A 21014-nucleotide genomic window follows, 5' to 3' on the forward strand; every position below is an offset into this window, starting at 1 on the left:
CCCATGAATGATATGAGCAACATGTATATCCCCACCTACGACGATGTGCTGGCCGCCCATGACCGGGTGCGCCCCTATATCCACCGCACGCCCGTGCTGACCTCCACCTATTTCAACGACCTGACCGGGGCGGAGCTGTTCTTCAAATGTGAGAACTTCCAGAAGGCGGGCGCGTTCAAGGTGCGCGGCGCATCAAACGCCGTGTTCGGCCTCAGCGATGAGATGGCCGCACGCGGTGTCGCCACCCATTCATCCGGCAACCATGCGCTGTCCCTGAGCTATGCCGCTGGTCGGCGCGGGATCAAGGCGACGGTCGTGATGCCCCGCACAGCGCCTGAAGCAAAGAAAGCCGCCGTGCGCGGCTATGGCGGCGAAGTGCTGGAATGCGAGCCGTCAACGGCGGCGCGCGAAGCGATGCTTGAGGAACTGGTCGCCCGCACGGGTGCCGATTTCGTGCATCCCTACAATGATCACCGCGTGATCGCCGGGCAGGCCACCTGTTCCAAGGAACTCTATGAGGAGGTTGAGGGGCTGGACACGATCGTGGCCCCCATCGGCGGCGGCGGCATGATCTCCGGCACCTGCCTGACGACGCAAGAACTCAGCCCGAACACCAAGATCATCGCGGCAGAGCCAAAGAACGCAGACGACGTGTACCGGTCTTTCCACGCTGGCGAAATGATCGAGGATGACAGCCCGCAAACCATTGCGGACGGCTTGAAAGTGTCCTTGCGCCCGCGCACATGGCATTTCGTGTCGAACTACGTCAACGACGTGCTGCTCGCCACAGAGGAGGAGATCGTGGACGCCATGTACCTCACATGGCAGCGGATGAAGATCGTGATCGAGCCAAGCTGCGCCGTGCCGCTGGCCGTGATCCTAAAGAATAAAGAGATGTTCGCGGGCAAACGTGTCGGCGTCATCATCACCGGCGGCAACGTCGATCTGAAAAAACTGCCTTGGATGCAGGTCTAACTTAGACAGAACGGGAGACGACACATGAAAGATATGACCCCACTCGATCAGTATGAAGTTGGCTATGACATCCCGGCCAAGCCCGGCATGGATGAGGCCGACATTCAGACGCCCTGCCTCGTGCTCGACCTTGACGCGCTGGAGCGCAACATCAAAAAGATGGGCGATTGGGCCAAGGCGCACGGCATGCGCCACCGCGTACACGGCAAGATGCACAAATCCGTCGATGTGGCAAAAATGCAGGAGGAGCTTGGTGGCGCCTGTGGCGTCTGCTGTCAGAAAGTGTCTGAGGCAGAAGCCTTCGCCCGTGGCGGCATCAAGGACGTGCTGGTATCCAATCAGGTCCGCGACCCGGCCAAGATCGACCGCCTTGCGCGCATCCCGAAACTTGGCGCGCGCGCGATCTGCTGCGTCGATGATCTCGCGAACGTGCCGGACCTGTCGGCAGCGGCGGTCAAGCATGGCACGCAGATCGAATGCCTTGTGGAGATCGACTGCGGCGCAGGCCGCTGCGGCGTGACCTCCACGCCCGAAGTCGTCGCGCTGGCCAAGGCCATCGACGCGGCGGAGGGCCTGAAATTCGCGGGCATCCAGGCCTATCAGGGCGCCATGCAGCACCTCGATTCCTATGACGAGCGCAAGGCCAAGATCGACATCGCCGTGGCAATGGTGAAAGACGCGGTCGACACGCTGAAATCCGAAGGCATCGACTGCGATATCGTCGGCGGCGGCGGCACCGGCTCCTATTATTTCGAGGGCAATTCGGGCGTGTATAACGAATTGCAGTGCGGCTCCTATGCGTTCATGGACGCGGATTATGGCCGTATCCTTGATAAGGACGGCAACCGCATTGACCAGGGGGAGTGGGAAAACGCGCTCTTTATCCTGACCTCCGTCATGTCCCACGCCAAGGCGGACAAGGCGATCTGTGATGCCGGTCTCAAGGCGCAATCGGTGGATTCGGGGCTTCCCTTCATCTTTGGCCGCGACGATGTGAAATACGTCAAATGCTCGGATGAGCATGGCGTGATCGCGGACCCGGATGGGGTGCTCAAGGTGAATGACAAGCTGCGCCTTGTTCCCGGTCACTGCGACCCGACCTGCAATGTGCATGACTGGTATGTCGGCGTGCGCGGCGGCAAGGTCGAGACGGTCTGGCCCGTCACCGCACGGGGGCTGGCGTACTGATGCTGATCGTCTCCGAAGAGGTCTGTCAGGAGGTCATCGGCCGCGCCGATGCCTTCACAGCCGTGGAACAGGTGTTCGCCGCGATGTCACGCGGCGATGCCTATAACTTCCCCGTCATCCGCGAAGCAATCGGCCATGCCGATGCGCTCTATGGGTTCAAATCGGGGTTTGACCGGGCGGGACTGGCCCTTGGCGTGAAATCGGGCGGCTTTTGGCCCGGCAACATGGCGAAGGGCCTGACCAATCACCAATCGACCGTGTTCCTGTTTGACCCGGACACGGGCATGCTCAGCGCGCTTGTGGGGGGCAATTACCTCACGGCGGTGCGCACGGCGGCCTCGTCATCTGTGTCCATTGCGCATCTCGCGCGCAAGGATGCGAAGGTGTTGGGCATGGTCGGCGCGGGCCACCAGTCTCAATTCCAACTGCGCGCCGCCGCCGAACAGCGCGATTTCGAGCGTGTCGTGGCGTGGAACCCGCATCCCGACATGCTGCCGAAACTCGGCGCTGTCGCGGCGGAACTGGGCCTGCCCTTTGAGGCTGTCACGCAGCAGGAGCTTGGCGCGCAGGCGGATGTGATCATCACGATCACCAGCGCGTTCGAGCCGCTCCTTATGCGCGACTGGATCAAGCCGGGCACCCATATCGCCTGCATGGGCACGGACACGAAAGGCAAGCAGGAGGTCGATCCGGCCATCCTCGCCGCCGCCACCGTGTTCACCGATGAGATTGCGCAGTCTGTCAGCATAGGGGAGGCGCAACACGCCATCGCCAATGGCACGCTGAAAGAGGGCGACATCACCCCCATCGGTCATGTGATCAATGGCGATCATCCGGGCCGCACCTCCGATGAGGAGATCACGCTCTTTGACGGCACCGGCGTCGGCTTGCAGGATCTTGCCGTTGCCTCCGCCGCCGCCCGCCTCGCAAAAGAGCAGGGCAAGGCGCAAGAGGTCACCTTGTGATTTCTTTTTTCTGAAAATACCTCCCGCCGGAGGCATAAAAGTCTCTGGCGGGGCCTATCCGGCATACCCATCGGGATTGGCCGATTGCCAGCGCCAGACGCTTTCGCACATCTCCGCCACGCCCCGCCGGGCCTCCCAGCCCAGCACCTCTTTCGCGCGGCTGGCATCGGCATAGCTTGACGCCACATCGCCTGCGCGCCGCGCCACGATGTCGTAAGGAACACTCCGCCCCGATGCGGCCTCGAACGCGCGGACAAGCTCCAACACCGTCACCCCGGCCCCGCGCCCGATATTGAGCGTTTCTGCCCCCTGTTTCCCTTCACAAGAGGACAGCGCGCGCACATGCGCCTCCGCCAGATCGCTGACATGGATATAGTCGCGCTCGCCCGTGCCATCGCGCGTCTCATAGTCCCCACCAAATACCGACAACCGCGCCCGCCGCCCCACGGCCACTTGTGCGATGAAGGGCATCAGATTGTTCGGCACATCATTCGGGTCTTCTCCGATTTGCCCTGATGGATGCGCGCCAACCGGATTGAAATAGCGCAGGATCAGGGCGGAGGCATCGCGCGCAGCGGCCCAATCGCGCAGGATTTCCTCCACAAACAGCTTGCTGCGCCCGTAAGGATTGACCGGCGCGCAGGGATGCGCCTCGTCAAACGGCAGATACTGGGGCAAACCATAAACCGTGGCGGAGGACGAAAACACGATTCGCCTGCACCCGACCCCATCCATGGCGCGCAACAGGTTCAGCGTTCCCTGCACATTGGCTTGGTAGTATTCGACCGGCGACAGGATGCTGTCCTTCACGGCCTTCAACCCGGCAAAATGGATCACGGCATGGGGCTGGAATGCCGCACAGATCGCGCTGATCCGTCCCACATCGGTCATGTCCGCCCGCTCCACCTGAAAGGTTGCGTTGGACAGGCGCGCGACACGGTTCAGCGCCTCTGGATGACTGTTGACGAAATTATCGACGACACACACCTCATGCCGGTCTGCCAACAGATCAAGAAGCGTATGTGTGCCGATATAGCCGGCGCCGCCTGATACCAATACTCGCACGCCGACTGCCCCTTGTTCCGTCACCTGACACTGCATGTAGCCTGCATCTGCGTCCCGGGAAAGGCGCAGACTGATTTGCCTTCACCTTTTGTATCCAAATTGTACACAATATGTGTCATTATGTATTTTTGTTTTCCATTGATTGACGACCGCAGGTGCCTATCTTGGAGGTCAACAGGAGGCTGACATGACAATCACACACGAACATTCCGGCTCAAAGGGGCGATATGTCTATCGTGCGGGCGCGCAGGAGGCGGAGATGACCTATTCTCAGGCCAGCGAAACCCTCTGGATCATTGACCATACCGAAGTGCCGGACGCGTTCCGCGGACAGGGCGTGGGCGTGAAACTCGTCGAAGCCGCCGTGATCGCGGCCCGGGCCGAGGGGCGCAAGCTGTTGCCACTTTGCCCATTTGCCGCTGCGCAATTTCGCCGTCACCCCGATTGGGCTGACGTGCTGAACCGATAGGAGACATGAGATGAGCTGGAATCCCGGCATCGAACCCCACTGCCCCGACGCGGGCAGCCTCGACAGTATTGAAACCCTGATTGTGCCGCGCGCCCGTGACCTTGGCGGGTTTGAGGTGCGGCGCGCGCTGCCATCGCCCAAGCGGCAGATGGTCGGCCCGTTCGTCTTTTTCGATCAGATGGGCCCGGCGGAGTTCATCACTGATGGCGGGATCGACGTGCGCCCGCATCCGCATATCGGGCTTGGCACCGTGACTTACCTCTATCAGGGGGAGTTTCAGCACCGCGATAGCCTCGGCACCAACCAGATGATCTATCCCGGGGCCGTCAATTGGATGGTGGCGGGCCATGGCGTGACCCATTCCGAGCGCACATCCCCTGAAACGCGGGCCGGGCGGCATTCGCTGTTTGGCATTCAGACATGGGTCGCCCTGCCCGAAGCACAGGAAGAGGCTCCCGCCAGTTTTGAACATCAACCCAAGGACGCATTACCGCTCCTGGAGGGGGAAAGGAAAGAGGTGCGCCTGATCCTCGGCACCGCATGGGGTGAGAAAGCGCCGGTCAAGACATTCTCAGAGATGTTCTATGCCGATGCGGTGCTGCAACCGGGCGCACGATTGCCGCTGCCCGAGGGGCACGAGGATCGCGGGCTCTATGTTGTGGACGGAGAGATCGAGATCGCGGGCCACCGCTTTGCCACGGGGCAAATGATGGTCTTCCGCCCCGGCGATGCGATTACTGTCAAGGCAGGGGAGCGCGGGGCGCGGCTGATGCTCTTGGGCGGGGAAACGCTCAACGGCCCACGATATATCTCGTGGAACTTTGTGGCGTCGAGCAAGGACAAGATCGAAGCAGCCAAAGTCGCCTGGGCCGCGGGCGATTGGGCGCATGGCCGCTTCCAATTGCCGCCAGACGATAAGGATGAGTTCATCCCCCTGCCCGAAAGGTAGGCCCTCCCGCCCGTCGTTCCGTCGCTTGCGCTCCGTCCTCCCGTTGGGGTGAGGGCGAGAGACAAACGCTGCGGGGCAGCGTTTGCGCCCGAACGCGCGGAATGAAATGAAGCGCCGGGAAAGGCCGCCCGCTGACGCGTGCGGGTGCCTCCGGCGGGGTATATTTGAAGAAAGTGAATTGGGACTGGCGAAGTAAGAGCGCCCCCCGCGATTCGGCCGTCGGTCAAGGTCCGAGGAACGAGCGGCCTTGACGCGCGGGCGAATCGTGACACCCACAATTGAACGGGTGATTTGAGGAACACACCTGTTCCTCAAACACCTCAGCGCAATCTTAAACCGGCGCGCAGCGCCGGCCCGGCCCAAAGGGAGGCGAAGCCGACGTGCGGGAGCGCGCCTTGCTCAAGGGATGCCCGGTCGCCTTCTATCCCAACGCCGCCTGCACCGATTTGGGCAGGCTGGCTTTCAGCACCGCATGGGACGTCATGAGCCGCTCGCGCATCTCCTCATCCCCGACATCCGCGACATTCAGCGCGATCCACCCGCCACGGGGTAAATGGGGCGCCTTTGTCGCCGCCCCGATCTCAATGAGGAAGCGCGCGGTTTCCTCATCCGCGCATTTCAGCGTCACACGCCCCTCCCCTTCGCCCGCGAAGATGGCAAAGACCTTGTTCTTGTCCGCCGTGCCCACTTTGCACACATGCGATCCCATCCATTGCACGACCATAAAGGTGCCGGGCAGGCTCAGCGCATAGGCTTCGGCCTCCGAGGGCGTCATCCGATCACGAACACATGCAGCGCCACCGGCCCATGCGCCCCAAGCTGCAATTGCTGCCCGATATCGGCGGAGCGGCTTGGCCCCGTCACCATGTTCACCGTCCGGGGGGTCAGCCCGCGCGCGCGCAGCGCCGCCCACATATCCTCATATCCCTTGTGGATATCGCCCGCATCGAGCACCACGAAATGCGTCTCCCCCAGAAAGGTCAGCGTCACCGGGTTGTCCGCGCCCGAGGCGAGCACGCAGGTTCCGGTCTCGGCCACCCCGAATTCCGCCCGGCTCAAGGTCGCGGGCTCTTCGATCCGACCAATGCCGACGCTCGTCTCCAGCCCGCCCCAGTCAAGGCCCGCAAACATCGGGTCGGCCCCATGGCGGATCGCGGCGGGCAGGTTGCGGTTGCGCAACTCCTCCGCCAGTGCCTTTGGCAGATCGTCGGCGCTCGCGATCCGGCTCACGGTCGCGTCCGCCTTGATCGCCCGCTCGATGAACGCGCCCACCGCGTCCTCCTCCCGCGCGATGGACGGGACTGGCCCGCCCGGTTTGGCCATATGCGCGCGCACCGCCGCCTGACGGGCCGCGCGGCCATCGCCCTGATCCAGCGTTCGGGTCAGCTTCTGCATGATCTCGTCGCGTCCGCTCATGGCCGTTTCCCCGCTTTCCATTGCGCCATAAAGGTATCGCCCTCCGGCGCGGGCATGTCCCGCCCACCCGTCCAGCCGGACGCCAAGGGGAGCGCGGCAAACCGCCCCTTTCGCCGCCCCAGAAGGCCCAGCGCCATGATCGCCGCGCGGGTTTTCACGCGGTAGAGCCATGGCCGCTTGGCCACAAAAGCCCATGCTTTCAGCCCATAGCGCATCGCGGAGGGCGTGAGGTTCTTCTCAAATTCCCGCTCCCGCCAGTGGCGCATCATCTTCGGCAGCGGAATACGCATCGGGCACACGCTTTCGCACCGCCCACAGAAGGTGGAGGCATTGGGCAATTGCCCGCCTTCCTCCACACCAATGAGGCTCGGCGTCAGCACCGATCCCATCGGGCCGGGATAGACCCAGCCGTAAGCATGGCCGCCGACCGTCTGATAGACCGGGCAATGGTTGATACAGGCCCCGCAGCGGATACAGCGCAGCATGTCCTGAAACTCTGTCCCGATCATATCGGTGCGCCCATTGTCCAAGAGCACAACATGATATTCCTCCGGCCCATCCGGGTCGGTCGCGCGGCGCGGGCCGCTGCTGAACGTGGTGTAGACGCTCATATCCTGCCCCGTGGCAGAGCGGGCAAGCACACGCAGGATCGTGGCGCTGTCCTCGAGCGTTGGCACGATCTTCTCTAAGCTGGCCATCACGATATGCACACGCGGCAGCGATTGGCTCAGATCGCCATTGCCCTCATTGGTGACGATGATGCTTTGCCCCGTTTCCGCGATCAGCATATTGGCACCCGTGATGCCGACCTCCGCCTCGAAATACTTTTCGCGCAGCACGCCGCGCGCTTCTTTCAACAGGGTGTCCAGACCATCAAGGTTCCGATCCGCATCGAGATGCGTGTGCGCCTTGCGAAACTCGTCGCGCACCTCCGGCACCGTGACATGAACGGCAGGCGCGATGATGTGGCTGGGGTGTTCGCCGCGCAGCTGGATGATGTATTCGCCCAGATCGGTTTCGACCGGTTTGATGCCATTCTCCGCAAGAAAGTCATTGATCCCGCATTCCTCGGAGATCATCGTCTTGCCTTTGTTGACCGTCTTGGCGTCGGCCTTGCGGCAAATATCGAGCACGATGCGCTGCGCGTCCTCCGCCGTTTTGGCCCAATGGACATGCCCGCCAGAGGCCCGGACCTGCTCTTCATACATCTCAAGATACACATCGAGATTGGCGAGCGTGTGGTTCTTCAGATCGCGCGCGGCGTCGCGCAGACCCTCAAACTCGTCAACACCCATCTTTTCGCGCGCCGCGGCCCGTTTGCCGACAAAGCCGTTGCGGGTGTCGCGCAGCGCGGTCTGGAGGTTCGCGTTTTTCAGCGCGTCCTTGGTGTTCTGCTTGAATTGCGGGGTGGTGGATTGAACGGTCATCGGGTGGGTTCCTGTGCTTTTGCCGGGGCGTAAGACCCGGCCAGCGCCCGTCCCGCCCCCCACGGGGCGGGCGCTTCACGCCCTCCCCGCCGGGCCGGGCGCTGGCCTTCTGTCGTCATCCGTTGCCAAGTCATCCCTGCCCCTCCCCAATCGCGGGCGTGTCGGTCATGCCTGCCAGCACTTCCACCACATGCCGCACTTCGATCTGCTTTCCATCCCGGCTGGCCTTACCGGCCATGTTCATCAGGCACCCCAAATCCCCGGCCAGCAGCATCTCTGCCCCGGTGGCCGTTGCATTCGTGACCTTATCATTCACCATGCTGTTGGAAATGTCGGGATATTTCACGCAGAACGTGCCGCCAAAGCCGCAGCAGACCTCGCTTTCCTCCATCTCCCGCACCGATACCCCGGCAGAGGCCAGCAGCTTGCGCGGCTGCGCCTTCACTCCCAGCGACCGCAGGCCGGAGCAGCTGTCGTGATAGGTCACAAGGCGCGGCACCTCTGCCGCGACGGTCTCAACCCCCATCACATCTGTGAGGAAACTCGTGATCTCGAAGGTTTTGCGCGCCAGCGCCTCTGCCCGGATGCGCCACGGGTCGCCCTCGTCAAACATCGCCGGATAGTCCTTCGCGATGGTTGCCCCGCAGGAGCCGCTGGGAAGCACCGTGTAATCATACCCCTCAAACGCGACGATCACCTGTTTTGCAATATCGCGCGCGGTTTCCCGGTCGCCTGAATTCCACGCGGGCTGGCCGCAGCAGGTCTGCGCTTCGGGAACATGGATCTCGCAGCCGGCCTCCTCAAGCAGCTTGACGGTCGCGAACCCGACAGAGGGGCGAAACATGTCCACAAGGCAGGTCGCGAACAGGGCGACGCGGGGATTGGTCGGTGGCATTGGCAGGGCTTCCTCAAAATTGGTAAAATTTATTTACCACACGAAATCCCGTTTGCCTAGCGGCAGTATGCCGCTGCCCACCCGCCCGGCTCCAGATCAAGGTGAAAATGGTCGGCATGTGCGGCGTCAAAGTCGGGGCCAAGCACGGTATCAAACCTGTTGCAGGCCGCGGCATAGGTGTTCTCCAGAAAGCCGCGCCGCCATGCCTCGTTCCAGCCGTCCCGCACCGAAACCTCCCGCCCGTTGGGCAGGATGAAGCCTGTGACATCCATCGCCATGCCATAGGCGTGGTTCGACAGCGCAGCACCCCCGGTCACGGGGCGGCAGACATAGGCGGCAGAACTGCGCAGCGCCACCACGGGGCGCGGGCCATTGAGCGCCGGAGCCTCCGCCCAATCCGCGAGCGTCCGGGCGAAGGCGCAGGACACCAGCGCCTCCCCCTCAATCCGCACACCCGCGACAGAGGCAAGCCGCACCGGCTCAACAATGCCGCAGCCCCCTTCCCCCGTGACCTCCGCGACCGGCCAGCCAGTGACCCGCACGTCACCGCACAGCCCGGTCTGAAACGGCTCATCCGCCTGCACGGCCAGGGGCAGGAGCAATAGAAACGCAAGGAACACGGATCGCAGCATGATCGCACCATGATGATTGAGGCTAAGATCAACACTAGTCGGAAAATGCCCGTCGGCAACACCGATGGGACCAGCGGCGCGCGCCGGGCGGTCGGCGGACCGGGGGACGACGATCCACAGAGCCGCCGCGCGATTTATCCCCGTCATGATAGGCTAACCTCTTAGCGATCCGCGAATTGCGCAAAATCGTCGGCCCGTGGGGCCGGTCCGACGATCGCCCGGCGCGCTTTGCGCTTGAATCCGGGCGACAAGATCAGGAGAGCCGCCGCCGCGCGCCTCAACTCACCAGCATCCGCAAGCCGCCCGTCACGTCTGCGCGCACGGCAAGGCGCAGGCCCGGCTCGTCGCCTGCTTTCAGCGCCGCGATGATTTTCTGATGCGCCTCCACGGATCGGGTCTGCTGTTGTTTCGCATAGAGCGCCTGCAAGGTCGGCCCTGATTGCAGCCATACCGTTTCCGTCAGCGCCAGCATCGCGGGGGCCTGTGCGCGCAAATAGAGCGTGCGGTGAAACTCCAGATTGGCCCGGACATAGCCCTGACGCGCGCCATCCTGTACCAGCGTGGCGATCTGGCGGTTCAGCGCCTGCAACCGCTCGATCAATGCCAGATGCGCCCGCGGCAAGGCGCGGGCGGCCAATTCCGGCTCCAGCAGCGCGCGGATCGAGGCGAGTTCCTCAATCCGGTCATTGGTCAATTCAGGGGTCGAGATGCGGCCCGACTTGCTCATCGTCAGCGCGCCCTCGGCCACCAGCCGCCGCAGGGATTCCCGCACGGGCATGGTCGAGGTGCCGAGTTGTTCTGCGATGCCCCGAATGGTCATGCTCGCCCCCGGCGCGACCTCCCCATGCAGGATCATCGTGCGCAGCTTGCGGTACACCCGGTCATGGGCAGTACCGACGGGGGGCGTTGGGATTTGCTCTTGTGTCTCGCGCGGGGTCATGGACAATCTGTGATCACAATTGCCGCAGCGGTCAAGCACGGCAGTCAGCATCATGGAATTCCAATGACCGACCCACGCAAAGACTACGCCTTTACCGCCCGCGACACTTGGGCGACCACGCATGATGAGCAGATGTATTCCGGTGCGCTGTCATTCTGTCGGCGCAAGCTGACCCGCGATCCGGCGGGGCTGGATGTGGCGGTGATGGGCGTGCCGTTCGACACCTCCGTCACCAATCGGCCCGGCACGCGGTTCGGCCCGCGCGGGGTGCGGGCGGCCTCAAGCCAGCTTGCTTGGTCGCGCGCCTGGCCCAGCGCCTTTGACCCGTTTGAGCGGCTGAGCGTGGGCGATTGGGGCGACATCTATATCGACGCGGGCCACCCGCAGGACGTCCCGGATCATATCGAGGCCACGATTGCGGGCGTGCTGGCAGAGGTGCCGCGCGTGCTGCTGATCGGCGGGGATCATTTCACCACCTATCCGTCGCTGAAGGCGCATGTCGCGAAACATGGGCCATTGGGGATGATCCAGTTCGATGCCCATACCGACACTTGGAAAGATGACGGCAAGCGGATCGACCATGGCACCATGTTCTATCACGCGGTGAAGGAAGGGATCATTGATCCTGCCCGCTCCATTCAGGTGGGCATCCGCACCACCAATGACGATCCGATGGGGATCGAAATCCGCGATGCGATCACCGTCCATGAGACGCCGCTGGCCGACACAATCGCCGCGATCAAGGCGCGGGTCGGGGATCGCCCGTGCTATGTCACCTTCGACATTGACGCGCTGGACCCCAGTTGCGCACCGGGCACCGGTACGCCCGTGGTGGGCGGGCTGACGACCCATCAGGCGATGACGATCCTGCGCGGATTGGCGGGGATCAATATCGTGGGCGGTGATGTGGTCGAGGTCTCCCCCGCCTATGACGTGGCGGAGATCACGTCGCTTGCCGGGGCGACGGTGGCGCTGCAACTCTTGTGCCTCTACGCCGAGGCCCCTGCATGAGCGATCCTGAGACCATCGCCGTTTATGACGCGCAGGCGCAGAAATACGCCAGTTTGGTCAGCCGCGACACGCCGGACGCCGATTTGCAGCGCTTCATGGACGGGGTGACACCGGGCGGGGCAGTTCTGGACCTTGGCTGCGGGCCGGGGAATTCGGCAGCAATGATGCGCGATGCGGGATTTCAGGTCACCGCATGGGACGCGTCGGAACAGATGGTTTGTTTCGCGCGCGAAACATTTGGGATCGCGGCGGAGGTGCAAACCTTTGACGATATTAACTTTTCGCAAACCTTTGATGGCATCTGGGCCAATTTCAGCCTGCTCCATGCCGACAGGGCGGACTTGCCCCGGCACCTGAGCGCGATCCACCATGCCCTGACACCGGGTGGGCTGTTTCATATCGGGATGAAAACCGGGGATCAGGGGATGGAGCGGGACCGGATGGGCCGCAACTATGCCTTCTATACGGTTGCGGAATTGCGCGGCTTGCTCACCAGCGCGGGGTTCCGTATCGAGACAGAGCGCGAGGGGCGCGATACCGGCCTGTCCGGTGACATCTCCCCCTTTGTCATATTGACAGCACGAAAGGACGCGGCATGACGCCCGCAGATATCGACCTCACTGGTATCGAGATAATCGAGCTTGTGTTTCCAGACATGAATGGCGTGGCGCGGGGCAAGCATTTGCCAGCGGATCAGGCCGATAAGCTGTTTGGCGGGGTGCGGATGCCCATCTCCACCCATAACCTTGATGTGCTGTCGCAAGATACCGAGGGCGCGGGACTGGCGATTGATGTGGGCGATCCTGACGGCGTGGGCAAGCTCGTGGCCTTTGGCCCCGCGCAATGGGGCGGGGGCAATCAGGCGGTGGCGCTGATGTCGCTGATGATGGCCGATGGCAGCGCGAACCCCTATGATCCGCGTCAGGTGCTGGAGACGGTCGTGGCACGGTTCACGGCGCGCGGGCTGACCCCGGTGGTGGCACCGGAGCTTGAGTTTTATCTGATGGACGCGCAGCGCGATGCGGGCGGACGCGGGCAGCCGCCGATCTCCCCGATGACGGGGGACCGTTTGCTGGATGCGCAGGTCTACCGGCTGTCGGTGCAAGACCCGTTCGTGCCGATCCTGAACGACATGCGCAACGCGGCACAGGCGCTGGGCGCGGATGCGGATGCCGCGCTGGCCGAGTTCGGGCCGGGGCAGTTCGAGATCAATCTGGCGCATACGAATGATGCGGTGGGCGCGGCGGATCAGGCGATCCTTTTGAAATACGCATTGCGCGGGGTGGCGCGCGCGAATGGGATGGAAGCCTGTTATATGGCGAAACCCTATGGCGATCAGTCCGGCTCGGGCATGCATTTCCATGTGAGCCTGTTGGACAAGGACGGGCGCAACCTGTTCTCTGGCGCGGAGGAGGGCGTGTTGAACCCCTCGCTTGCCGGAGTGGTGGCGAAATTGCGCGACGTGATGCCCGCCTCCACGCTTGTGTTTGCGCCCCATCTCAACAGTTTCCGGCGGCTGGCACCGGGATCCTATGCGCCGACGATCGCGGCATGGGGTCTTGATAATCGCGGCACGGCGCTGCGGGTGCCGACGACCATGGGCGCGGGCGCGCGGGTGGAGCATCGGGTGCCGGGATCGGACGCGAACCCCTATCTGGTGCTCGCCGTGATCCTGCAAGCGGTGCTGGAAGGCCTTGACGAGAGGGCCGATCCGGGGCCAGCGGTGGAAGGCGAGCCCACGGAGGCGCATGGCGCGCCCCTGCCGCTTGGCTGGGGACGGGCCGTGGCCGCGTTTGAGGAAGATGCGTTCATCGCGCGGGCGCTGGGCGCGGAATTCCAGCGGGTCTATGCGCTGATGAAGCATCAGGAGATGGACACGCTGCGCACGCGGGTCACGGATGTGGAATTTGATGTGTATATGCGTGCCCTGTAGGCCGAATGCTCTTTTGCCCGCGTTGCGTCGGGATATTTGTAGAAACTGAAATGGGTGTGGGAAGCGCGTGATTGACAGGGCGCGCATCTGGGGCTGATCGTGGCGCAAGGAGGACGCGCCATGACCACCCATTCCCCGAATTTCGAGACATCCGAGTATAAGGCGCGGATCGCGCGCACGCGGGCGGCGATGGCGGGGCGGGGGCTCGACCTGCTTGTCGTGTCTGATCCGTCGAATATGGCGTGGCTCACCGGCTATGACGGCTGGTCGTTTTATGTGCATCAGGCCGTGATCCTGCCGCTGGAGGACGCGCCGGTCTGGTGGGGGCGCGGGATGGATGCCGCAGGCGCGGCGCGGACCGTGTTCATGGCAGGTACGGACAGTATTCGCAGCTATGCGGATCGGTATGTGCAAAACCCCGATCAGCATCCGATGGAGGATCTGGCGCGGGTGATTGCCGATCTGGGCGGGCGGCGGATCGGGGTGGAGTTGGACAATTATTATTACTCGGCCAAGGCGCATGATGTTCTGTCAGGCCGGGTGGAGGCGTATCTGGAGGATGCGACGGGATTGGTGAACTGGCAGCGGATCGTGAAATCGCCGCGGGAGATCGCCTATATCCGGCAGGCCGCCCGCATCGTGGAGCAGATGCATCGCGCGATGCTGGAGCAGGCCGAACCGGGGATGCCCAAGCATCACCTCATCGCGGAGATCTACCGCACCGGTATCCGCGGGGTGGAGGGGGCGTGGGGCGATTATCCGGCGATTGTGCCCATGGCGCCCTCGGGCATGGATGCCACCGCCCCGCATCTGACATGGGATGACCAGCCCCTGCGCGCAGGCGAGCCCACGTTTTTCGAATTGGCAGGCGTTCATCGCCGCTATCACGCGCCACAATCGCGGACGCTGTTTTTCGGGGAGCCCCCGGCGCAGTATCGGCGGGCGGAGGAGGCCGTTTTGGAGGCCACGCGCGCGGCGATGGAGGTGCTGCGGCCCGGTAAGCTGTGCGAAGATGTGGCCGCCGCGTTCAACGGCACGCTGGCGCGGTTCGGCTTCAGCAAGGACAGCCGCTGCGGCTATCCCATCGGGTTGAGCTATCCGCCCGATTGGGGGGAGCGGACAGCATCCTTCCGGGCAGGCGACACCACGGTGATCGCGGCAGGCATGGTGTTTCATTTCATGCCCGCGCTGTGGCTCGACGATGGGGGGATCGAGATCACGGAGCCCGTGCTGGTGACAGAAAAGGGGGCGGAGTTTCTGACGGGCACGCCGCGCGGGCTTTTTGTTAAGTAATTGAGAAAATAGATTTTATCAGCGCGATTTGGTGTGAAATAAAAACTGATTGATTGATCAGTCAGCCTTGCTATCGTGAGGTATGGAATCAGCCGCACGCCAGCACGACACCTTTACCGCCGCGCAGGAGCGTATCCTTGATGCAGCGGAGGCCGCGTTTTCCGAAGCGGGGTTCGGCGGCGTGGGGATGAAGGCGATTGCGCAATCGGCAGGCGTCGCGCAGGGGCTGATCCATTATCATTTCGACACCAAGGAAGGGTTGTATGCGGCAGTGATCGCGCGGCGGTCCTCGCTCATCAATGCGGGGCGTCAGGCGCTGCTGGATGCCGTGCCCGTGGACGCGCCCGACCGGATCGAGCGGATTTTCGACGCCCTTTTCCGCCCGCCCTTGGGCGAGGAAGGGGGCGGTAAGGTCTATGCCCGGATTTTCGCAGGGCTTGCCGTAGGGGGCGCGCGGGATCAGGCGCTGGTGCAGGAGCATTACGACCCGATTGCGCGCAGATTCATCGCCGCCTTGCAGGACGCCGCACCGGGGGCCAGCAAGGACGCGATCACATGGGCCTATACCTTTGCCATCGGGATGCTGATCGCGAGTGTCAGCCGGGACGGGCGGCGCGAGCGTCTTGCCACGCGCCACCCCGATGAGACCGAGGATATCATCCGCAATCTGACAATTCATGCCGCCGCCGGATTGCGCGGCCTGATCGAGAAGGACCAGACCACCCCGACATAAGGCGCAAAGCCAGCGGGGCCATTCATATCCACTAGGGAGGATCACATGAACAAACTGACAGGACTGACCGTTGCTGCCGCGATTGCAGCCATCCCCACGGCAGGCGTCACCGCAAGCTATAACGCCACCATCGCGGCGGGGCATCCGCCGGTGTTTCGCTGGGTGCGGATGATTTCGGAAAGTTTCATTCCGACCGTGCAGGCAGAGCTTGAAGGCTCCGGCCATTCCATGACCTTCTCCGAGCAATATGGCGGCGCGATCGCCGGTGTGGGGGAGGAATTGGAGGCGGTCGAGGTGGGGCTCGCGGAAATCGGCGTTTGCTCATCGCTGTTTGATCCCGCGAAACTCGCCGTGCAGAACGTCACCTACTACACCCCCTTCGTGAGCGATGATGCCCGCGGGGTAAACGCGCTGATGCATGATCTGCACAAGACCGATCCGCGCATGACCGAAGCCTATGCCGACAACAATGTCGTCTATCTGGGCGCGCCGGTGGGGATTGATGACTATCTCTTGATGACCGATTTCCCGGTGGAGAGCCTCGCCGATCTCGATGGGCGCAAGATCGCGGCACCGGGGCCCGCGATCAACTGGCTGTCGGGCACGGGTGCTGTTGGCGTGTCGGGCAACCTGACGACCTATTACAACGAGTTGAAAACGGGAGTGTATGACGGGGTGATCGTGTTTGCCTCCGCCGCGTTGCCGGGCAAGCTCTATGAGGTGGCGCCATATGTGACCAAGGCGGGGCTGGGCGCGCAATTCTCCGGGGCGCTGTGTGCCAATATGGATTGGTATGACGGGCTGCCCGCTGACGTGCAGGCCGCCCTCACTGCCGGGGCCGATGCCGCACAGGCGTGGTATATGGATGCGCTCGAAGGCGCGGTGGAGACATCGCTGACCACGATGGCCGCGCAGGGTGCCACCGTGACCGACGCCTCGCCAGAGATGCGCGCCGCGTGGGCCGCTGGCATGGACAACGCCGCACAGACATGGGCCGCGTCCCTTGATGCGCAGGGCAAGAAAGGGACGGAGATCCTTGAGCTTTACATGAACGCGATGCGCGACGCGGGTGCGACACCCCTGCGCAACTGGGACATGGAGTAACCCTTGTCCCGTGATCCCCTGCCCCTGCGTGTGCTTGATGGCGCGACGCAGGGGCTCAATGTCATAGGCTCGCTCCTGATCGCGGCCCTGATGGTGCTGATCGGGGCGGATGTGCTGGGGCGCAACCTGATGGGCGCGCCGCTCTCGGGCGTGCCGGAGATGGTGACGCTCAGCATCGTGGCGATCGTGTTTCTGCAAATCCCGCAGGCGCTGCGCGCGGGGCGGATGACCCGCTCGGAGGCGTTCACCGACATGCTGGAGCGGCGCGCCCCCCGAACGGCCCGCGCCCTGTTGAGCCTGTTCGATCTGGCCGCGATGTTCGTTGTCGGCACCATCGTGCACGCCACATGGCCGATCTTTACCCGCGCGTTTGAGCGGGGTGAATTTGTCGGCGCGGTGGGGGATTTCACCGCCCCCGTCTGGCCCGTGAAAGCGATGATCCTGATCGGGGGCAGTATGCTCGTTCTGCAATTTCTGGCCCGCATCGCGCGGCGATATGGATATGGCACATGACCCCGTTTGACATCGGGTTGCTGGCCCTTGGCGGCATGGGCGTTTTGGTGCTGTCGGGGCTATATGTGCCGATTGCGCTGATCCTGTGCTCTTTCCTAGGGGTCTGGGCCATCAAAGGCTCCCCCATTTTGGCGTCAAAGCTACTGGGACTGGCGGCGAATGACGCGATTGCGAGCTATTTCTTCGGTGTGGTGCCGCTGTTCGTGCTGATGGGTTTTCTGGTGTCGGAAGCGGGCCTTGGCCGGGATGCGTTCGACGTGGCCAACAGCCTGTTTCGCAAGATCAAGGGCGGGCTTGGCGTCGGCACCGTTGGCGCGAATGCGATCTTCGCCGCGATCACAGGGATTTCCATCGCATCCGCCGCCGTGTTCACCAAGATCGCGGTGCCGCAGATGATCCGGCACGGCTATAATCCTCGCTTTGCCGTGGGGGTGGTTGCGGGCAGTTCGGTGCTGGGAATGATGATCCCGCCGAGCCTTTTGCTCATTCTCTACGGTATCCTGACGGAGCAAAGCATCGGGGATTTGTTCATCGCGGGCATCGGGCCGGGGCTGCTGCTGGCGCTGTTTTTCGCGGGCGGGATCATCGCGATGGCGATCTTCACCCCCGGTTTTGTCGGCACGCCCGATGATGGGGATACGCCCGGTCTGTCGCGGCGCGAGGTGCTCGGCAAGGGCCTGCCGATTGCCACGCTGATCGTGCTGGTTTTGGGCGGGATTTATGCGGGCATCTTCACACCGGTGGAGGCGGGCGCGATGGGGGCGATTGGCGCGCTCATCCTTGGGCTGATGAAGCGGACCCTCACCCTGCGCAGTTTGTGGAAAGTGCTGGTGGAGACCGGGCTTGTCACCGCCTCCATCTGTTTTCTCATTATCGCGGCACAAATGTATTCGCGGATGCTGGCCTTTTCCGGCGTGCCTGCGGGCTTTGGCAGCTATGTCGCGACGGCTGAGATCGGATTTTGGGCATTGATCCTTTTGTATGTCGCGGTGATGATCGCGATGGGCATGATCCTTGATAGCTCCTCGATCATGCTGATCCTCGTGCCGCTGATGCTGCCGGTGGTGGGGCCGATGGGGGTTGATCTGATCTGGTTCGGGATCGTGACGGTGCTGGCGGTGGAGATTGGATTGCTGACGCCGCCCTTTGGCATATCCGTCTATGTCATCAAATCCACGCTCGATGATCCGACGATCAGCTTGGGCGATATTTTCAAAGGGGCAGCCCCCTTTGCCGGGTTGATGGTCGTGGTGCTGGCACTTGTGCTCGCCTTCCCATGGATCGCAACCGGGCTGTTACCGCATTAGGAGGGAGGGCCAGATGGCACGCCGTTTCATTGATATCTCCGTGGCGCTGGAGGCCGGGATCAAATCCGACCCACCGATCATGCTGCCAGAGATCAACTACCTCGATCACAAGATGACAGCGCCGCAGGTGGCCAGCTTCTTCCCCGGTCTCACGGCGGAGGATTTGCCGGGCGGCGAAGGCTGGGCGGTGGAGATGATGAACGTCTCCACCCATAACGGCACGCATCTTGATGCGCCCTATCACCATCATTCGACGATGGATGGCGGAAAGCCCGCCGCGACGATTGATGAGGTGCCGCTGGAATGGTGCTTTAACCCCGGTGTGAAGCTCGATTTCCGGCACCTGCCCGATGGCTATGTGGTGCGTGCGGATGAAGTGCGCGCGGAGTTGGACCGGATCGGCCATACCCTCCGCCCCTTGGATATCGTGGTCGTGAACACGGCGGCGGGCGCGCGCTATGGCCATGACGATTATGTCGATAGCGGCTGCGGCATGGGGCGGGAGGCGACGCTGTTTCTGCTCGATCACGGTGTGCGGGTGACGGGCACCGATGCATGGAGCTGGGACGCGCCATTCTCCCACACTGCGAAACGCTGGGCGGAAACCCATGATCCTTCGATCATCTGGGAGGGGCATCGCGCGTCCATGCACACCGGTTATTGCCATATGGAGAAGCTGTCGAACCTTGAGGCGCTGCCTGCGACCGGGTTCACGATTTCCTGCTTCCCGGTGAAGATCAAACGCGCCTCAGCCGGGTTCACCCGCGCCGTGGCCATATTGGAGGATGAAGGATGAGACTGGGAACGGTAGAGGCCGCGGGCCGCGCGCGCGTGGTGGCGGTATTGGATGACGCGCATGTTTTGGACCTGGCCGCTGCATCGGATGAGGCCTGTTTCGCGGATATGGTATCGCTGGTTGAGGCGGGGGAGGCCGGGCTAGAGGCCGCGCGCGCAGCACTGGCGGCAGCGCCGGATCACGCCGTGCTCAACCTGTCGGACGTAACCCACCGCTGCCCGATCAAGCCCGTGCAATACCGCGATTGTCTGGTGTTTGAGGAGCATCTGAAAAACTCCTTCGCCGCCGCCGAAAAGATGACCGGGCGGCCCTTCGCCATTCCGCCCGTCTGGTACGATCAGCCTGTGTATTACAAGGGCAACCGCATGTCGTTCATCGGCCATGGGGAGGATGTGCGCTGGCCGAATTACGCGGAGTTTCTGGATATCGAGTTGGAGCTTGCCATCGTGATCGGCAAGGGCGGCACGGATATTTCAGAGGCGGACGCGCCGGGCCATATCTTTGGCTATACGGTGCTGAATGACGTGTCCGCGCGGGATGCGCAGATGGTGGAAATGGCAGGCCAGCTTGGCCCCGCGAAAGGCAAGGATTTCGACACAGGCAATATCCTTGGCCCATGGATCGTGACCGCCGACGAGGTGCCGCATCCAGCCGCGCTTGAGATGGAGGCAGTCATCAACGGAGAGCGGTGGGGCGGCGGGAACAGCCGCAACATGCACCATTCCTTTGCGAAGATCATCGCGCATATCTCCCGCTCCGAAACGCTCTATCCCGGGGAGGTCATCGGGTCCGGCACGGTCGGCACGGGCTGCGGGCTGGAGATCGGCAAACGGCTTGCACCCGGTGACACGTTTTCCCTCACCATTGAGAAGATCGGCACCCTCACCAACAGGATCGTCAAATGAGCACACCAGACACGATGCCCGACCGCGCGGAGGTGCAGTTTGACTGCTACGGCACGGCGACGGGCAAGATGCGCAATGAGTTGGATGTGGTGATGTCCCGCCCGATGGTGGAGCGGTTCAGCCTTGCCAGTGATGAGGGACCGTTTCATGGCGGGGATGCGACCGCGCCGCCGCCCTTGGCGCTGTTCGTGGCGGGTCTGACGGGCTGCATCATGACGCAAATCCGCGCCTTCGCCAAACGGCTCGATGTGACGATTGACGATCTGAAGGTAGAGACCCGCGTTGTCTGGGACTGGGCCAAAGCCGGACGGGTTTATGAAACCGGGCCAAAGAGTTTCGAGATTGATATCCTCTTGGACAGCCCCGACCCGATCGAGAAAACCACCGCCCTCATTGAGGCCGCGAAAAAGGGCTGTTTTCTGGAACAAACCTTGGGTCAGGCCAACACGATCCGGCATCGGCTGAAAACCGATGAGGGGTATATCGACGTTTAGTCGC

At 62.9% G+C, this 21014-nt stretch carries 23 protein-coding genes; 16 read left to right on the forward strand and 7 right to left on the reverse strand.

Annotated elements, in window-relative coordinates; translation table 11 throughout:
* Positions 1 to 3: 3 nt before the first annotated feature.
* From bhcB to bhcD, 3 genes are read left to right on the forward strand one after another with little or no spacing between them, the layout of a single operon-like run.
* Positions 4 to 975 carry a beta-hydroxyaspartate dehydratase BhcB gene (gene bhcB / locus FHS89_RS00635; protein WP_184007427.1) on the forward strand — a complete coding sequence of 324 codons (972 nt, stop codon included), beginning with the start codon at positions 4 to 6 and terminating at the stop codon, positions 973 to 975.
* Between the two features lie 24 nt (positions 976 to 999).
* Complete coding sequence (gene bhcC, locus FHS89_RS00640) at positions 1000 to 2163, forward strand: 3-hydroxy-D-aspartate aldolase BhcC (RefSeq protein ID WP_184007429.1); 1164 nt, start codon at positions 1000 to 1002, stop codon at positions 2161 to 2163.
* Positions 2163 to 3128, forward strand: coding sequence for an iminosuccinate reductase BhcD (gene bhcD, locus FHS89_RS00645; RefSeq protein ID WP_184007431.1), 966 nt, complete (start codon positions 2163 to 2165; stop codon positions 3126 to 3128). Before bhcC ends, bhcD begins: the two co-directional genes overlap by 1 nt.
* A gap of 54 nt (positions 3129 to 3182) precedes the next feature.
* Here bhcD and galE read toward each other — a convergent pair whose 3' ends face one another.
* Complete coding sequence (galE, locus tag FHS89_RS00650) at positions 3183 to 4193, reverse strand: UDP-glucose 4-epimerase GalE (protein WP_184007433.1); 1011 nt, start codon at positions 4191 to 4193, stop codon at positions 3183 to 3185.
* Between the two features lie 187 nt (positions 4194 to 4380).
* On the opposite strand from galE, the gene FHS89_RS00655 reads away from it, so the two are divergent.
* Both FHS89_RS00655 and FHS89_RS00660 read left to right on the forward strand, forming a co-directional pair.
* Positions 4381 to 4662 carry a GNAT family N-acetyltransferase gene (locus tag FHS89_RS00655; RefSeq protein WP_184007435.1) on the forward strand — a complete coding sequence of 94 codons (282 nt, stop codon included), beginning with the start codon at positions 4381 to 4383 and terminating at the stop codon, positions 4660 to 4662.
* 10 nt (positions 4663 to 4672) lie between these two features.
* Positions 4673 to 5611, forward strand: coding sequence for a pirin family protein (locus FHS89_RS00660; protein WP_184007437.1), 939 nt, complete (start codon positions 4673 to 4675; stop codon positions 5609 to 5611).
* 421 nt (positions 5612 to 6032) lie between these two features.
* On the opposite strand, the gene FHS89_RS00665 is transcribed toward FHS89_RS00660, so the two are convergent.
* The 6 genes from FHS89_RS00665 to FHS89_RS00690 form a co-directional block, all read right to left on the reverse strand.
* Complete coding sequence (locus tag FHS89_RS00665; protein ID WP_184007439.1) at positions 6033 to 6386, reverse strand: MmcQ/YjbR family DNA-binding protein; 354 nt, start codon at positions 6384 to 6386, stop codon at positions 6033 to 6035.
* The gene (locus FHS89_RS00670) at positions 6383 to 7027 is read right to left on the reverse strand and encodes a LutC/YkgG family protein (RefSeq protein WP_184007441.1); all 645 of its coding nucleotides are present in this window, start codon (positions 7025 to 7027) and stop codon (positions 6383 to 6385) included. Before FHS89_RS00670 ends, FHS89_RS00665 begins: the two co-directional genes overlap by 4 nt.
* Complete coding sequence (locus tag FHS89_RS00675) at positions 7024 to 8454, reverse strand: lactate utilization protein B (RefSeq protein ID WP_184007443.1); 1431 nt, start codon at positions 8452 to 8454, stop codon at positions 7024 to 7026. The genes FHS89_RS00670 and FHS89_RS00675 overlap by 4 nt, the downstream gene beginning before the upstream one ends.
* 130 nt (positions 8455 to 8584) lie before the next feature.
* On the reverse strand, positions 8585 to 9349 hold the full coding sequence (locus FHS89_RS00680) for a (Fe-S)-binding protein (protein ID WP_184007445.1): 765 nt from the start codon (positions 9347 to 9349) through the stop codon (positions 8585 to 8587).
* A gap of 56 nt (positions 9350 to 9405) precedes the next feature.
* Entirely contained in the window at positions 9406 to 10128 is a 723-nt protein-coding gene (locus FHS89_RS00685; RefSeq protein WP_184007447.1) for an extensin-like domain-containing protein, read from the reverse strand.
* Between the two features lie 130 nt (positions 10129 to 10258).
* Entirely contained in the window at positions 10259 to 10921 is a 663-nt protein-coding gene (locus FHS89_RS00690; protein ID WP_184007449.1) for a GntR family transcriptional regulator, read from the reverse strand.
* Positions 10922 to 10984: 63 nt separating this feature from the next.
* Between FHS89_RS00690 and speB the strand changes: the two genes are divergently transcribed.
* From speB to FHS89_RS00745, 11 genes are all read left to right on the forward strand, one after another.
* Complete coding sequence (gene speB, locus FHS89_RS00695; protein ID WP_184007451.1) at positions 10985 to 11932, forward strand: agmatinase; 948 nt, start codon at positions 10985 to 10987, stop codon at positions 11930 to 11932.
* Entirely contained in the window at positions 11929 to 12531 is a 603-nt protein-coding gene (locus FHS89_RS00700) for a class I SAM-dependent DNA methyltransferase (RefSeq protein ID WP_184007453.1), read from the forward strand. The genes speB and FHS89_RS00700 overlap by 4 nt, the downstream gene beginning before the upstream one ends.
* The gene (locus tag FHS89_RS00705) at positions 12528 to 13865 is read left to right on the forward strand and encodes a glutamine synthetase family protein (protein WP_184007455.1); all 1338 of its coding nucleotides are present in this window, start codon (positions 12528 to 12530) and stop codon (positions 13863 to 13865) included. The genes FHS89_RS00700 and FHS89_RS00705 overlap by 4 nt, the downstream gene beginning before the upstream one ends.
* Positions 13866 to 13985: 120 nt before the next feature.
* Positions 13986 to 15158: a M24 family metallopeptidase gene (locus FHS89_RS00710; protein ID WP_184007457.1), complete on the forward strand. Its 1173-nt coding sequence runs from the start codon at positions 13986 to 13988 to the stop codon at positions 15156 to 15158.
* 82 nt (positions 15159 to 15240) lie between these two features.
* A complete protein-coding gene (locus tag FHS89_RS00715; protein WP_184007459.1) occupies positions 15241 to 15891 on the forward strand; it encodes a TetR/AcrR family transcriptional regulator in 651 nt (216 codons plus the stop codon).
* 45 nt (positions 15892 to 15936) lie between these two features.
* Positions 15937 to 16995 carry a C4-dicarboxylate TRAP transporter substrate-binding protein gene (locus tag FHS89_RS00720; protein ID WP_184007461.1) on the forward strand — a complete coding sequence of 353 codons (1059 nt, stop codon included), beginning with the start codon at positions 15937 to 15939 and terminating at the stop codon, positions 16993 to 16995.
* Positions 16996 to 16998: 3 nt separating this feature from the next.
* Positions 16999 to 17508 (forward strand): TRAP transporter small permease subunit, encoded by a 510-nt coding sequence (locus tag FHS89_RS00725; protein WP_184007463.1) that lies wholly within the window; start codon positions 16999 to 17001, stop codon positions 17506 to 17508.
* Positions 17505 to 18815, forward strand: coding sequence for a TRAP transporter large permease (locus FHS89_RS00730; protein ID WP_184007465.1), 1311 nt, complete (start codon positions 17505 to 17507; stop codon positions 18813 to 18815). Before FHS89_RS00725 ends, FHS89_RS00730 begins: the two co-directional genes overlap by 4 nt.
* A 13-nt stretch (positions 18816 to 18828) precedes the next feature.
* Positions 18829 to 19611, forward strand: a complete 783-nt coding sequence (locus FHS89_RS00735; RefSeq protein WP_184007467.1) for a cyclase family protein — start codon at positions 18829 to 18831, stop codon at positions 19609 to 19611.
* Positions 19608 to 20516 (forward strand): fumarylacetoacetate hydrolase family protein, encoded by a 909-nt coding sequence (locus tag FHS89_RS00740; protein WP_184007469.1) that lies wholly within the window; start codon positions 19608 to 19610, stop codon positions 20514 to 20516. Before FHS89_RS00735 ends, FHS89_RS00740 begins: the two co-directional genes overlap by 4 nt.
* Positions 20513 to 21010, forward strand: a complete 498-nt coding sequence (locus FHS89_RS00745; RefSeq protein ID WP_184007471.1) for an OsmC family protein — start codon at positions 20513 to 20515, stop codon at positions 21008 to 21010. The genes FHS89_RS00740 and FHS89_RS00745 overlap by 4 nt, the downstream gene beginning before the upstream one ends.
* The last annotated feature ends 4 nt before the right edge of the window (positions 21011 to 21014 follow it).

It is taken from the genome of Rubricella aquisinus (assembly GCF_014199445.1).
Classification (GTDB): Bacteria; Pseudomonadota; Alphaproteobacteria; order Rhodobacterales; family Rhodobacteraceae; genus Rubricella; species Rubricella aquisinus.

Excerpts from the sequence above, each read along its gene's own strand:
- FHS89_RS00680 (WP_184007445.1), bottom strand. The coding sequence starts at position 9,349 with ATGCCACCGACCAATCCCCGCGTCGCCCTGTTCGCGACCTGCCTTGTG.
- FHS89_RS00715 (WP_184007459.1), top strand. The coding sequence starts at position 15,241 with ATGGAATCAGCCGCACGCCAGCACGACACCTTTACCGCCGCGCAGGAG.
- FHS89_RS00705 (WP_184007455.1), top strand. The coding sequence starts at position 12,528 with ATGACGCCCGCAGATATCGACCTCACTGGTATCGAGATAATCGAGCTT.
- FHS89_RS00735 (WP_184007467.1), top strand. The coding sequence starts at position 18,829 with ATGGCACGCCGTTTCATTGATATCTCCGTGGCGCTGGAGGCCGGGATC.
- FHS89_RS00700 (WP_184007453.1), top strand. The coding sequence starts at position 11,929 with ATGAGCGATCCTGAGACCATCGCCGTTTATGACGCGCAGGCGCAGAAA.
- FHS89_RS00745 (WP_184007471.1), top strand. The coding sequence starts at position 20,513 with ATGAGCACACCAGACACGATGCCCGACCGCGCGGAGGTGCAGTTTGAC.
- FHS89_RS00740 (WP_184007469.1), top strand. The coding sequence starts at position 19,608 with ATGAGACTGGGAACGGTAGAGGCCGCGGGCCGCGCGCGCGTGGTGGCG.
- FHS89_RS00730 (WP_184007465.1), top strand. The coding sequence starts at position 17,505 with ATGACCCCGTTTGACATCGGGTTGCTGGCCCTTGGCGGCATGGGCGTT.
- FHS89_RS00655 (WP_184007435.1), top strand. The coding sequence starts at position 4,381 with ATGACAATCACACACGAACATTCCGGCTCAAAGGGGCGATATGTCTAT.
- FHS89_RS00660 (WP_184007437.1), top strand. The coding sequence starts at position 4,673 with ATGAGCTGGAATCCCGGCATCGAACCCCACTGCCCCGACGCGGGCAGC.
- FHS89_RS00690 (WP_184007449.1), bottom strand. The coding sequence starts at position 10,921 with ATGACCCCGCGCGAGACACAAGAGCAAATCCCAACGCCCCCCGTCGGT.
- FHS89_RS00670 (WP_184007441.1), bottom strand. The coding sequence starts at position 7,027 with ATGAGCGGACGCGACGAGATCATGCAGAAGCTGACCCGAACGCTGGAT.
- FHS89_RS00720 (WP_184007461.1), top strand. The coding sequence starts at position 15,937 with ATGAACAAACTGACAGGACTGACCGTTGCTGCCGCGATTGCAGCCATC.
- bhcD (WP_184007431.1), top strand. The coding sequence starts at position 2,163 with ATGCTGATCGTCTCCGAAGAGGTCTGTCAGGAGGTCATCGGCCGCGCC.
- bhcB (WP_184007427.1), top strand. The coding sequence starts at position 4 with ATGAATGATATGAGCAACATGTATATCCCCACCTACGACGATGTGCTG.
- FHS89_RS00665 (WP_184007439.1), bottom strand. The coding sequence starts at position 6,386 with ATGACGCCCTCGGAGGCCGAAGCCTATGCGCTGAGCCTGCCCGGCACC.
- speB (WP_184007451.1), top strand. The coding sequence starts at position 10,985 with ATGACCGACCCACGCAAAGACTACGCCTTTACCGCCCGCGACACTTGG.
- bhcC (WP_184007429.1), top strand. The coding sequence starts at position 1,000 with ATGAAAGATATGACCCCACTCGATCAGTATGAAGTTGGCTATGACATC.
- FHS89_RS00710 (WP_184007457.1), top strand. The coding sequence starts at position 13,986 with ATGACCACCCATTCCCCGAATTTCGAGACATCCGAGTATAAGGCGCGG.
- FHS89_RS00685 (WP_184007447.1), bottom strand. The coding sequence starts at position 10,128 with ATGACGGGGATAAATCGCGCGGCGGCTCTGTGGATCGTCGTCCCCCGG.
- FHS89_RS00675 (WP_184007443.1), bottom strand. The coding sequence starts at position 8,454 with ATGACCGTTCAATCCACCACCCCGCAATTCAAGCAGAACACCAAGGAC.